10 protein-coding genes are annotated in these 10,861 nt (G+C 65.8%); 7 read left to right on the top strand and 3 right to left on the bottom strand.

Annotated elements, in window-relative coordinates; genetic code table 11:
• Window positions 1–6 precede the first annotated feature (6 nt).
• The 3 genes from HUW43_RS11375 to HUW43_RS11365 form a co-directional block, all read right to left on the bottom strand.
• Window positions 7–579, bottom strand: coding sequence for a hypothetical protein (locus HUW43_RS11375; RefSeq protein ID WP_188237520.1), 573 nt, complete (start codon window positions 577–579; stop codon window positions 7–9).
• A gap of 141 nt (window positions 580–720) precedes the next feature.
• Window positions 721–1,401, bottom strand: coding sequence for a UTRA domain-containing protein (locus tag HUW43_RS11370; RefSeq protein WP_188237519.1), 681 nt, complete (start codon window positions 1,399–1,401; stop codon window positions 721–723).
• Window positions 1,398–2,747, bottom strand: coding sequence for a formimidoylglutamate deiminase (locus tag HUW43_RS11365; protein ID WP_188237562.1), 1,350 nt, complete (start codon window positions 2,745–2,747; stop codon window positions 1,398–1,400). The genes HUW43_RS11370 and HUW43_RS11365 overlap by 4 nt, the downstream gene beginning before the upstream one ends.
• A 29-nt stretch (window positions 2,748–2,776) precedes the next feature.
• Here HUW43_RS11365 and hutI point away from each other — a divergent pair, with 29 nt between their 5' ends.
• The 7 genes from hutI to mobC all read left to right on the top strand — a co-directional run bounded on the left by hutI (window position 2,777) and on the right by mobC (window position 10,773).
• Window positions 2,777–3,988, top strand: coding sequence for an imidazolonepropionase (gene hutI, locus HUW43_RS11360; RefSeq protein WP_188237518.1), 1,212 nt, complete (start codon window positions 2,777–2,779; stop codon window positions 3,986–3,988).
• Window positions 3,985–5,505: a histidine ammonia-lyase gene (hutH, locus tag HUW43_RS11355; RefSeq protein ID WP_188237517.1), complete on the top strand. Its 1,521-nt coding sequence runs from the start codon at window positions 3,985–3,987 to the stop codon at window positions 5,503–5,505. Before hutI ends, hutH begins: the two co-directional genes overlap by 4 nt.
• Window positions 5,505–6,308 carry an N-formylglutamate deformylase gene (gene hutG, locus HUW43_RS11350; protein WP_188237516.1) on the top strand — a complete coding sequence of 268 codons (804 nt, stop codon included), beginning with the start codon at window positions 5,505–5,507 and terminating at the stop codon, window positions 6,306–6,308. Before hutH ends, hutG begins: the two co-directional genes overlap by 1 nt.
• Complete coding sequence (gene hutU, locus HUW43_RS11345) at window positions 6,305–7,966, top strand: urocanate hydratase (RefSeq protein WP_188237515.1); 1,662 nt, start codon at window positions 6,305–6,307, stop codon at window positions 7,964–7,966. Before hutG ends, hutU begins: the two co-directional genes overlap by 4 nt.
• Window positions 7,967–8,115: 149 nt before the next feature.
• On the top strand, window positions 8,116–9,279 hold the full coding sequence (locus tag HUW43_RS11340) for an acyl-CoA dehydrogenase family protein (protein ID WP_188237514.1): 1,164 nt from the start codon (window positions 8,116–8,118) through the stop codon (window positions 9,277–9,279).
• On the top strand, window positions 9,279–10,109 hold the full coding sequence (locus HUW43_RS11335; RefSeq protein WP_188237513.1) for a MaoC family dehydratase N-terminal domain-containing protein: 831 nt from the start codon (window positions 9,279–9,281) through the stop codon (window positions 10,107–10,109). Before HUW43_RS11340 ends, HUW43_RS11335 begins: the two co-directional genes overlap by 1 nt.
• Before the next feature lie 295 nt (window positions 10,110–10,404).
• Entirely contained in the window at window positions 10,405–10,773 is a 369-nt protein-coding gene (gene mobC, locus HUW43_RS11330; RefSeq protein ID WP_188237512.1) for a plasmid mobilization relaxosome protein MobC, read from the top strand.
• The last annotated feature ends 88 nt before the right edge of the window (window positions 10,774–10,861 follow it).

Raw genomic sequence — 10,861 nt, 5'->3', positions numbered from 1 at the left:
TCCGGCTTAACGCCCGAATCCCCCAGGCAGGCCGCCCAACGGCCCCGGATTGACGACCGCACCGCCAAAGGCCGGGTTGGTGCGCCATCCGCCGAGCTGGTCGGTCGCCAGATCCTTCGACCAGTCGACGCCGACGCAGGCGACGCCAACGCCCACACCGACCGAATCCATCACATCGCCTCCAGGTGACAGGATACTGCCGAGCCGGCCCTGCTCGACCTTGGTAAGCCCCTGGAAAGCGTCGGACAGTTTAACATCGCGGATGCGCGCCGCATTGGCGACCTTGATCGTGCGGATATTCTCGATCGACGGCCCCTCGGTTGCCAGCACCTGCTGGAAATGATGCGCCGCCGCTCCCAAAATGCCGAGAAAATAAAGCCGCTGTCGATCGGTCAGGCGGCTGTCAAGGTCTTCCAGCGCATCGCCGATCTTGTCGAGTTCCTCGCCGGTGAGTTCGATCGTCGTCGAAGGCCCGGACACGCCGCCCGAACCGTGAAGCGCTTCAATGATCTGCTTGATCTGTGCCTCGATCGCATCGAGGCGGGCGGCCACCGAAGTGGATGATTTTGACTCTGCCACGTGTCGTCTCCTGCAAGCAACGGACGCGACCCAGGCATTTTCTGTTTTGCTAACAGTCGGTAATAAAGATTTCCGTTGCGTTGCCGGACGTGGTTAATCGATGATTGCCCCCGCTTGCCACCTCGCCGCACGGCCGCCCGGTCACGTCCCGGCGTTGAACTCGGCGACGAGGTCGAAACGGTCGCCGCGGAACAGTTGCCGGACGTGAGTGACGACGCGGCCGGCGCGCCAGGTGGTGCGATCGAGCTCAAGGCAGGCGGCGCGCGTCGCCACGCCGAGTTGCGCCGCCTCGATCCGCGTCGGCGTGACCGCCCGGATCACATGGCGCGCCTCGGTCCATGGTATATGGCCAAGCAGCCAGGTGCCGGGCGCTTCCGCCCGAAAGTCGGCATTCGCCGCGTCGGGCACCTCGTCGAGCGCGATGAAGCGCGTTTCCAGCGCGAACGCTTCGCCGGCCGCGAAATGCATACCCTCAACGCGCAGCGCAGGCGGCGGGCACTGCGCCACCCCGTCCGTTTCGATGCGCATCGCCTTCAGCGACCAGCGATAGACTTCACCCCGCGCGGCGATCAGTTCGGCAAGGTCGGGCACCGCCATCACCGCCGAATGGACCGGCGGGTGCGCCACAAATGTGCCCGCCTTGCGGCGGCGCTCGACCAGCCCCGCTGCGGCGAGTTCGCCCAGCGCCTTGCTCACCGTCGCGCGCGCGCAGCCATGGCGCGCGGCCAGTTCCTGTTCGGTCGGCACGCGGTCCCCGGGGCGCCATTCGCCCGAGCGGATCGCGGCGGCGATTTCGTCGCGGATGCGCCGCGCGGGGTTCATGCCAGCAGCCGGTCGAGGCAGGTGCGATAGGCAGAGGCGATAGCCGCCGCCGCGACATGGCGGCCCTTTTCGACGCGCTTTTCGCCCGCGCGCCACACGCAATCGATCACCCCGCCACGCGCCGCAAAGATCCAGCGGTCGAGCAGCGTCGCATCGTCGGCCCCGGCAAAGGCGGGATGATCGAGGTCGAGCGACACGATGTCGGCGGCCTGGCCGACGGCAAGCCCCGCGGGCACGCCGAGCGCCTGCGCGCCGCCGTGGAGCGCACGGCCGAACAGATTGGCGCCGACGAAGGGCGCGGCGTCATCCGCCAACAGCGCCCGCGCGCGATGCGCCAGCCGCTGTGAATATTCCAGCGCGCGCAGTTCGCCCGCCGCATCGATCCATATATTGCTGTCGGTGCCAACCCCGAAGCGCCCGCCCGCCGCAAGATAATCGGTCGCCGGAAAGATGCCGTCACCAAGATTCGCTTCGGTGATCGGGCAAAGCCCCGCCACCGCACCGCTGGCGGCAAGGCGAAGCACTTCGCTTTCGTCGAGATGGGTCGCATGAATCAGGCACCAGCGTTCATCGACCCCGGCGTTGTCCAGCAACCATTCGACCGGCCGCGCGCCGCTCCACGCGACGCAATCGGCAACTTCCCTTACCTGCTCGGCGGCATGGATATGCACCGGCCCGCTGGGCGATAATTCAAGCAACGCCGCCAGTTCGCCGGGCGTTACCGCGCGCAGCGAATGCGGGGCAACGCCGATATTGGCGTCGCCGCCAAGCTTTGCCCGCGACGCGTCGATCAGCGCCGCAAAGCCGTCGATGTCGTTCAGGAAACGCCGCTGGCCGTGGCTCGGCGGCACCGCGCCGAAATTGCCATGCGCGTAAAAGACGGGCAGCAGCGTCAGGCCGATGCCCGTTGCCGCGCTCGCCTCTGCGATCGCGCCCGCCATCTCGGCCGGATCGGCATAGGGCGCGCCCGCGGGATCGTGGTGGAGATAGTGGAACTCGCCGACGCGCGTGAAGCCGCCTTCGAGCATCTCGACATAGGCCTGCGCGGTGATCGCCGCGACATCCCGGGGCGTCAGCCGGTCGAGGAAGCGGTACATGATCTCGCGCCAGCTCCAGAAATTGTCGTCCGGGCGGCTGCGGCGTTCCGAAAGCCCTGCCATACCGCGCTGGAAACCGTGGCTGTGAACGTTGCAGAGGCCGGGCAGCGCGGCGCGGTGGCGCTCTTCGCCCGCCGCCGCCGCAAGGTCGGTTTCGATCCCCGCAATCCGCCCGTCCGCGATGCGGAGCCGCACGTCCTTTTCCCACCGATTGCCGATCCACGCGCGTTCGAACCAGAGCGAAGCCATCATCCGTCCTCATATTATGTCTAGACATAATGATACATCGGCGCGAGACTGTCCAGATGGAGCAATGCTGGACCAACGCCCGACTCGCGACGATGGCCGGAGGGGACCTCGGCCTGATCGACGACGGCGTGGTCGCGGCAAAGGACGGGCGGATCGTCTATGCGGGGCCGGTTACCGGGGCGCCTGCGGCCGCCGGACAGTCCCATGACGTCGAAGGGCGGCTGATCACGCCCGGCCTGATCGACTGCCACACGCACCTGATCCACGGCGGCAACCGCGCCAACGAATGGGCGATGCGGCTCGAAGGCGCGAGCTATGAAGAGATTGCGCGCGCGGGCGGCGGGATCGTCTCGACGATGCGCGCAACGCGCGAAGCGAGCGAGGCCGAACTGTTCGCGAGCGCCCTTCCCCGCCTTGACGCGCTGATCGCAGAGGGCGTCACGACAATCGAAATCAAGTCGGGTTATGGGCTTCGGGTCGATGACGAACTGAAGATGCTGCGCGCCGCGCGGGCGCTCGGCGAGCACCGCGCGATCCGCGTCGAACCGACTTTCCTTGGCGCACATGCGCTGCCCCCCGAATATCGGGGCGACAGCGACGCCTATATTGACCTCGTCGTGGGCGAGATGATCCCCGCCGCTGCGCCGCTCGCGACGGCGGTAGACGCCTTTTGCGAAGGCATTGGATTTTCACCCGAACAGTGCGCGCGCGTCCTGGTTGCCGCGAAGGCGCATGAGCTCAAGGTCAAGCTCCACGCCGAACAATTGTCGGCGCTGAGCGGCAGCGCGCTTGCGGCGCGGCATGGGGCATTGTCCGCCGACCATCTGGAATATGCGACCGAAGATGATGTGCGCGCGATGGCTGAAGCGGGCACCGTTGCGGTGCTGCTCCCCGGCGCCTTTTATTTCATGCGCGAGACGAAGCTGCCGCCGGTGGACGCGATGCGCCGGCTCGGAGTGCGGATCGCGCTCGCGACCGACAACAATCCCGGCACCTCGCCGACAAGCTCGCTGCTGCTGATGCTCAACATGGGCGCGACGCTGTTCGGCCTGACGGTAGTAGAGGCGCTGCGCGGGGTGACGGTCAACGCCGCCGCCGCTCTCGGCCTGTCGGATGAGATAGGGACGCTCGAAGCCGGCAAGGCCTGCGACCTCGCGATCTGGAACGTGAGCGACCCCGCCGAGCTTGTCTACCGCGTCGGCTTCAATCCGCTTCACCAACGCATCAAGGATGGACAATGATCATCAAGCCTGGCGCCATGACGCTCGCCGACTGGCGCGAAATCTATGAGGGCGCGAGCGCCGAACTGAGCGTCGGCGCATGGGAGGCGATCGACGCGAGCGCCGCCGCGGTGGCGCGCATCGTCGCAAGGGGCGCCCCCGTCTACGGCATCAACACCGGCTTTGGAAAGCTCGCGAGCGTAGGCATCGCCGACGACGAACTCTCGACGCTTCAGCGCAATATCGTCCTCAGCCATGCCGCGGGCACCGGCGCCCCATCGCCGACGAAGATCGTCCGCCTGATGATGGCGCTGAAGCTGGCCAGTTTCGGGATGGGTGCGTCGGGTGTGAAACGCGAGACGGTCGCGATGCTCGAAGCGATGCTCGCCAGGGGACTCACCCCCGTCGTTCCGTCGCAGGGATCGGTCGGCGCGAGCGGCGACCTGGCGCCGCTGTCGCATATGGCCGCGGCGATGATCGGCGTCGGCGCAATCGAGGTTGGCGGTCAAACCCTGCCCGCCGCCGAAGCGCTGGCGCAGGCGGATCTCACGCCGATCGAGCTTGGCCCAAAGGAAGGGCTGGCGCTGCTCAACGGCACGCAGTTTTCGACCGCCAATGCGCTCGCGGGGCTGTTTCGCGCCGAAACGGTGTTCCGGTCGGCCCTGATTACGGGCGCGCTGTCGACCGAGGCCGCCAAGGGTTCCGATGCGCCGTTCGACGCACGCATTCACGCTCTGCGCGGCCACGCGGGACAGCGCGAGGTCGGCGACGCGCTCCGCGGCCTGATGGCGGGATCGGCGATCCGCGCCTCGCACGCGGTCGACGATCCGCGCGTGCAGGATCCCTATTGCCTCCGCTGCCAGCCGCAGGTGATGGGCGCGGTGCTTGATCTGCTCCGGCAGGCGGCGGCGACGCTCGCGATCGAAGCGAATGGCGTCTCGGACAATCCGCTGATCTTTGCCGACACCGATGAAGCACTGTCAGGCGGCAATTTCCACGCCGAACCCGTCGCCTTTGCCGCCGACATGATCGCCATGGCGCTGTGCGAAATCGGCTCGATTGCCGAGCGCCGCATCGCGATGCTCGTCGATCCGGCACTGTCGGGCCTTCCCGCCTTCCTCACCCCGCGTCCCGGCCTCAACTCCGGTTTCATGATTCCGCAGGTCAGCGCCGCCGCACTGGTCAGCGAGAACAAGCAACGCGCTTACCCCGCGAGCGTCGATTCCATCCCGACCAGCGCCAATCAGGAGGATCATGTGTCGATGGCCGCGCACGGCGCGCGTCGCCTGCTCGACATAGCCGACAATGCGAGCGCGGTGATCGGCATCGAATTGCTGGCGGCCTGTCAGGGGATCGACTTTCATGCGCCGCTCAGGTCCAGCGACGCGCTCGAAGCCGCGCACCGGCATCTTCGCGCCGCGGTGCCGACGCTCGAGGACGACCGCCATTTCCATCCCGATATGGAAGCGGCGATCGCGCTGATCCGCGACGGCAGCCTGGTCGCTGCGGTTCCCGCCAATCTGCCGGGGGTCGGCTGATGCATTGGCTGCGCGTCCATCGCGGCGACGCGCCGCTTGTCATCGCCTTCCCGCACGGCGGGACCGACCTGGCGGGGTTCGACGAACAATTCGTCTCGCCATGGCACGCCCAGATCGACACCGACTGGTGGATTGCAGAGCTTTACGCCTTTGCCGCCGATATGGGTGCGACGCTGGTTGCGACCGACATTTCGCGCAGCGTCATCGACATGAACCGCGATCCGTCGGGCGCGTCGCTCTATCCTGGACAGGCGACGACCGAACTGTGTCCGACGACGACATTCGATGGCGAACCCCTCTATCGCTTCGACCAGCCCGACGAAACATCGATCACCCAGCGGCTTAATCTTTATCACCGCCCCTATCATGAGGCGCTGACCGCCGAACTCGACCGCGTGAAATCCACGCATGGTCGGGTCGTCCTCTACGACGCCCACTCGATCCGCAGCCACGTCCCGCGCCTGTTCGACGGCGAATTGCCGCAATTCAACATCGGCACCAACGGGGGCACGACATGCGCACCCGAACTCGAAACCGTCGTCGCGAACATCTGCGCCGCGAGCGGCCACAGCCACATCGTCAACGGGCGTTTCAAGGGCGGCTGGACGACGCGCCACTATGGCTGCCCCGACGATGGCATTCATGCGATCCAGATGGAGCTTGCGCAGCGCGGCTATATGGCCGAGCCCGACACGATCGCCCACGGCAACTGGCCCTCCCCCCTCGACCCCAATCCCGCGATCCGGCCCGTTCTGGAGCAAGTGATTGCCGCGACCCTCGATTTTGCGAAAGGACGTACATGACCCGTCTCGACAACAGCCGCGTGATCCGCCCGGCAACCGGTGCCGAAATCACCGCCAAAAGCTGGCTCACCGAAGCGCCGATGCGGATGCTGATGAACAATCTTCACCCCGACGTCGCCGAGGCGCCGCACGAACTGGTCGTCTATGGCGGCATCGGCCGCGCCGCACGCGACTGGGAAAGCTATGACCGGATCGTCGAGACGCTGAAGCGACTGGAAGGCGACGAGACCTTGCTCATCCAGTCGGGCAAGCCCGTTGGCGTCTTCCGGACGCACGAAAATGCGCCCCGCGTGCTGCTCGCGAACTCGAACCTCGTTCCCGAATGGGCGAATTGGGAGCATTTCCACGAGCTCGATCGCAAAGGGCTGATGATGTACGGCCAGATGACCGCGGGCAGCTGGATCTATATCGGCAGCCAGGGCATCGTGCAGGGCACCTACGAAACCTTCGTCGAAATGGGCCGCCAGCATTATGGCGGCGACCTTTCGGGCCGCTGGCTGCTTACCGCCGGGCTCGGCGGCATGGGCGGCGCGCAGCCGCTCGCCGCGGTAATGGCGGGCGCAAGCTGCCTCGCGATCGAATGCCAGCCAAGCCGCATCGAAATGCGCCTGCGCACGGGCTATCTCGACAAGCAGGCATCGAGCATCGACGAAGCGCTGGCGATGATCGAGACGAGCCATGCCGAGGGGCGGCCCGTGTCGGTCGGCCTGCTGGGCAACGCCGCCGAAATCCTGCCCGAGATGGCCCGCCGCGGCATCCGCCCCGACCTGCTCACCGACCAGACGTCGGCGCACGATCCGGTGAACGGCTACCTCCCCGCGGGCTGGACGCTCGACCAATGGTTCGCAAAGCGCGAGAGCGATCCCGCCGCCGTGGCAAAGGCCGCGAAGGCATCGATGGCGGCGCATGTCCGCGCGATGCTCGACATGCAGGCGGCGGGCGTGCCAACAACAGATTATGGCAATAATATCCGTCAGATGGCAAAGGACGAGGGGGTCGAAAATGCCTTCGACTTTCCGGGCTTCGTCCCCGCCTATATTCGCCCGCTATTCTGTCGCGGTATCGGCCCCTTCCGCTGGGCGGCGCTGTCCGGCGATCCTGAGGATATCTACAAGACCGACGCCAGGGTGAAGGAGCTGCTCCCTGACAACAAGCACCTCCACAACTGGCTCGACATGGCGCGGGAGAAGATCCGGTTCCAGGGGCTGCCCGCGCGCATCTGCTGGGTCGGGCTCGGCGACCGCCACCGGCTGGGCCTTGCCTTCAACGAAATGGTCGCGAATGGCGAGCTGAAAGCGCCCGTCGTGATCGGCCGCGACCACCTCGACTCTGGTTCCGTGGCCTCGCCCAACCGTGAGACCGAAGCGATGCGCGACGGGTCGGATGCGGTCAGCGACTGGCCCTTGCTCAATGCCTTGCTCAATACCGCGTCGGGCGCGACCTGGGTGTCGCTGCACCATGGGGGCGGCGTCGGCATGGGCTATTCGCAGCACAGCGGCATGGTGATCGTCGCCGATGGTTCGCCAGAAGCTGCGCAGCGGCTGGAACGCGTTTTGTGGAACGATCCGGCATCGGGCGTGATGCGCCACGCCGACGCGGGCTATGACATCGCCATCGCCTGCGCGCGCGACAAGGGCCTCGACCTGCCGAGCATCTAGGCGCCCTCATCCCTTGCGTCCGTCGCACCGGCGAATGCCGGGATGGCGATCAAACAAGGGGGAATCGCGGCAAGGCCCCGATAGGGCTTGGCGCATGATGCTTCGTACCCTAAGCCTCTCCCTGACGATCAGGGGAGAGCTGAACACCGATGTCCGAAGCCGAGCAGCAGAGCCATCCCGAAATCCGCGAGGCGGTGCGCCGCCTGTGCGCCGATTTTCCGGGCGATTATTGGCAAAGGCTCGACCGCGACCGCATCTATCCGACCGAGTTCGTCCGCACGCTGACCCAAGCGGGCTTCCTGTCGGTGCTCATCCCCGAACAATATGGCGGGTCGGGCCTCGGCCTTGGCGCGGCGACCGCCGTGCTGGAGGAAATCCACCGGTCGGGTTGCAACGGCGGTGCGTGCCACGCGCAAATGTATACGATGGGCACGCTGCTGAAACACGGGTCGGAGGCGCAGAAGCAGGCCTGGCTGCCCGCGATCGCGCGCGGCGAGCTTCGCTTGCAGGCTTTTGGCGTCACCGAACCGACCGCAGGCACCGATACGACGCGCATCCGCACCTTTGCCAGGAAAATCGGCGACAAATATGTCGTCAACGGCCAGAAAATCTGGATCAGCCGCGCCGAACATTCGGACCTGATGATCCTGCTCTGCCGCACCACGCCGCGCGAGCAATGCGCCAAAGCTTCCGACGGAATGAGCGTGCTGCTCGTCGACATGCGCGAAGCGGTGGGCAAGGGTCTGACCATCCGTCCCGTTCGCACGATGCTCAACCATGCAACGACCGAACTTTTCTTCGACGACCTCGAAGTCCCCGCCGCCAATCTGATCGGCGAAGAGGGCAAGGGCTTTCGCTATATCCTGTCGGGCATGAATGCCGAACGCATCCTGATCGCCTCCGAATGTATCGGCGACGGCCGTTTCTTCGTCGATCGCGCGGCCGCCTATGCCAGGGACCGCTCGGTCTTTGGCCGCGCCATCGGTGCCAATCAGGGGGTCCAGTTCCCGATCGCGCGCGCTTATGTCCAGATCGCCGCGGCTGCCGAAATGGTCGACAGGGCCGCGCGGCTGTTCGACGCAGGAACCGATTGCGGGACCGAAGCGAATATGGCGAAGATGCTGGCGTCCGAAGCCAGCTGGTATGCCGCCGACATGTGCGTCCAGACGCACGGTGGCTTCGGCTTTGCCGAGGAATATGATATCGAGCGCAAGTTCCGCGAAACACGGCTCTATCAGGTTGCTCCGATCAGCACGAACCTGATCCTCAGTCATGTCGCGACGCACGTGCTGGGCCTGCCCAAGAGTTTCTGATGGACGATTATTCCGCCTGGGTCGGTCGCAGCGAGACGCGCGACGACGTCGCGACCGCCGCACCGCTTGCGGGCCTTGCGGCGCTTCTCGACCACGACATGCCGCCGTGGGCGCCGGACATGGTTCCGCCGCTCGGCCACTGGCTTTATTTCCTGCCGACGGCGCGCCAGTCGTCCATCGGCGTGGACGGCCACCCGCGCCGCGACAACCGCAGCCTGTTGCCGCCGGTGCCGCTTCCGCGCCGCATGTGGGCGGGCAGCCGCATCGACTTTCTGTCGCCCATAGCCGTGGGCGCCACGCTGACCCGCGTGACAACGATCGACGCCATCAGCCCCAAGCGCGGCGCGGGCGGCGATCTTTTGTTCGTGACGCTGCGCCACGAGATTTTCGCAAATGGTATCTCTGCGATTCGCGAAGAACAGGATATCGTGTTTCGCGAGGCGGCGGGATCTGCCCCCGCCGCAGCGCCGGTCGCGCCCGTCAGCCCCGAACCCGCCGATGCCGTCCGCAGCATCATGCCCGACCCGGTGCTGCTCTTCCGCTACTCGGCGCTGACGTTCAACGCACACCGCATCCATTATGACCGCGACTATGCCCGTAATGTCGAAGGTTACGCCGGGCTGGTCGTCCACGGCCCCCTTATCGCGACACTGCTGATGGACCATGGCCTGCGCGCCGGACTGGTCCCGCGCAGCTTTGCCTTCCGCGCCGAAGCACCGCTCACCGACGGCGCCCCCTTCGACCTCTGCCTTGCGCGCGACGGCGAAGAAACCCGGCTATGGTCGCGCGATGCGACCGGACGCCGAACGATGCGTGCGACGCTGACCTGAAGCCAATGCCGACAACCCGCGACCGATAATCCAGTTCATTTCCAGCGTAGCCGAACCGCGGAAACGATGGTGCACCTCCATGGAGAGGGTTCGAACTCTCTATGGGCGGTGCTGACTAAGTGGGATAACATTCTCAAGCACACATCGCTAGCGTGGCAAGTGCCCGCAAACGCGAATGACGTTGCCAAACCTCTGCCGCAAATCAGTGCGCCAACTCCAGCGACTAAGAGCATCGATATCGATCTCTCGACTCGCCGCGCGTCGCTGATCCGCAAGCGCAAATCGGAGAGGTGCAATGGGTGAGCGCACCATCCCGCCCTTCTCGCTGCGTCTCACGTTTGAAGAACGTGCAAAGCTAGAGCGCGATGCCGCTGGCATGGCGCTCGGCGCATATATCCGCTCGCGCTTGCTCGATCCGGAAACGGTCGCGCCCCGCAAGTGCGGAAAGTTTCCGGTCAAAGATCATCAAGCCCTCGCGCAATTGCTCGGCCTTCTTGGTCAATCAAGGTTGGCGAACAATGTGAACCAGCTTGCGCGCGCGACGAACACGGGAAGCCGCGCGGTCACACCTGACACAGAGGAAGCGTTGATGTCCGCGACTGCGGATATCAATCACATGCGCCAACTCCTGATCCAAGCATTGGACATCGATGCACGGCCATGATCCTCAAAGCCTCAAAGCGCAGCGGTGGTCGTCAGCTTGGGGTCGCGTCCGTCAAGGTGGTGTAATTTCGGCTGTGGCCGTGGGCCAT

The organism is Sphingopyxis sp. LK2115, from assembly GCF_014595975.1.
GTDB lineage: Bacteria > Pseudomonadota > Alphaproteobacteria > Sphingomonadales > Sphingomonadaceae > Sphingopyxis.
This window is presented reverse-complemented; position numbering and strand designations above follow the sequence as displayed.

Excerpts from the sequence above, each read along its gene's own strand:
- HUW43_RS11370 (WP_188237519.1), bottom strand. The coding sequence starts at position 1,401 with ATGAACCCCGCGCGGCGCATCCGCGACGAAATCGCCGCCGCGATCCGC.
- HUW43_RS11365 (WP_188237562.1), bottom strand. The coding sequence starts at position 2,747 with ATGGCTTCGCTCTGGTTCGAACGCGCGTGGATCGGCAATCGGTGGGAA.
- hutI (WP_188237518.1), top strand. The coding sequence starts at position 2,777 with ATGATACATCGGCGCGAGACTGTCCAGATGGAGCAATGCTGGACCAAC.
- hutH (WP_188237517.1), top strand. The coding sequence starts at position 3,985 with ATGATCATCAAGCCTGGCGCCATGACGCTCGCCGACTGGCGCGAAATC.
- hutG (WP_188237516.1), top strand. The coding sequence starts at position 5,505 with ATGCATTGGCTGCGCGTCCATCGCGGCGACGCGCCGCTTGTCATCGCC.
- hutU (WP_188237515.1), top strand. The coding sequence starts at position 6,305 with ATGACCCGTCTCGACAACAGCCGCGTGATCCGCCCGGCAACCGGTGCC.
- HUW43_RS11340 (WP_188237514.1), top strand. The coding sequence starts at position 8,116 with ATGTCCGAAGCCGAGCAGCAGAGCCATCCCGAAATCCGCGAGGCGGTG.
- HUW43_RS11335 (WP_188237513.1), top strand. The coding sequence starts at position 9,279 with ATGGACGATTATTCCGCCTGGGTCGGTCGCAGCGAGACGCGCGACGAC.
- mobC (WP_188237512.1), top strand. The coding sequence starts at position 10,405 with ATGGGTGAGCGCACCATCCCGCCCTTCTCGCTGCGTCTCACGTTTGAA.